This window comes from Oleiphilus sp. HI0125 (assembly GCF_001635355.1).
The window spans coordinates 1-1049 of the sequence record NZ_LWGF01000104.1 but is presented as its reverse complement, the minus strand read 5'-3'; the positions used below and the strand labels follow the sequence as shown (position 1 = coordinate 1049).

Below are 1049 nucleotides of genomic sequence, written 5' to 3'. Positions count from 1 at the left end.
AAGCTCGATACCTACAACTTTACGCAATACGGCAGCATCGACGGCACGATTTCATCAATCTCGAGAAGCTCATTTAAAGAAGAGGACAATGAGTTTTTCATGGTGCAAGTGAGCTTGGCACGTGACTACGTTGAGCGTTCAGGCCTGCAATACAAGATCACTCCACACATGGAGCTCACGGCTGATATTCAAACCGGCACACGACGTGTGATCGACTATGCTCTGAAACCAATTATGGCCGCGATACAGGATTCCTTCGATGAACGCTAGCAAGCTCATCGTAGTGGTATCAAAAGCTAACTCGCTATTATGTGCAGGCTTTGCGATACTCTGCCTCGCTATCTCGGCGGTATTTGTCATTCACGATATGACGGTTAGGCCCGAGAGCGACTTAAAACAATACCGTTTGGTCGAACAATCTGAACACCTCGTGAAACTCACGGAAACCCTGTTACACAATTCAGAAAGCTGCAAGAGCCAACCCTGTTTAGACGACTTTATCATCACGCCCACAGCGTTATTAAAAAGCGAGGCGGAACGCTTTCGAAACATGGTGGGACAAGAACGTAAAATTGCGAGCTTTGTCGGTGTCACCAGCCTAGATATTCTCACCCTACACTTAGATCAATTTTTACAAACGAAGGACAATCACGTCCTCTATAATCATCTACTGAAAGACAGTACCAACATCGAGGCGATGCATGCGCGTTTTTACGCACAGTTTGAGCTCTCCCAAAACGAGAAACAAGCGTTAAAAATAAAGCTGTATGCGAGCTTCATATCAGCCTCTGTCATCCTCTTCTTTATTGCATATTTATCAGCCCACTTTCGCTCTAAGACCCAAGAAAAGCTCTACACAGAGATCAACATGCGCCTGGATCAAACCGCACAAACCATTAGCCAATGGGATACCGATGGTTTTAAAACGTTACTCGGTAAGACCGATCTCAGCGAATTAGAGCGACGTGCCTTTTCGAAGGTTTTGAACACAGAACACGAGCTTGATCACTTCCGTAACCAAATGGATTTGTACCGAAAACTATACGCGA

Annotated in this window: 1 protein-coding gene and 1 pseudogene; both read left to right on the top strand. The window is 45.5% G+C overall.

Annotated features, from left to right (window positions below; translation table 11 throughout):
- A pseudogene (locus A3762_RS26845) lies at positions 1-270 on the top strand (hypothetical protein); the annotation flags it as partial.
- On the top strand, positions 260-1049 hold a 790-nt coding region (locus tag A3762_RS01655), incomplete at its 3' end, for a hypothetical protein (protein WP_156493124.1). The pseudogene A3762_RS26845 and the gene A3762_RS01655, both read left to right, overlap by 11 nt.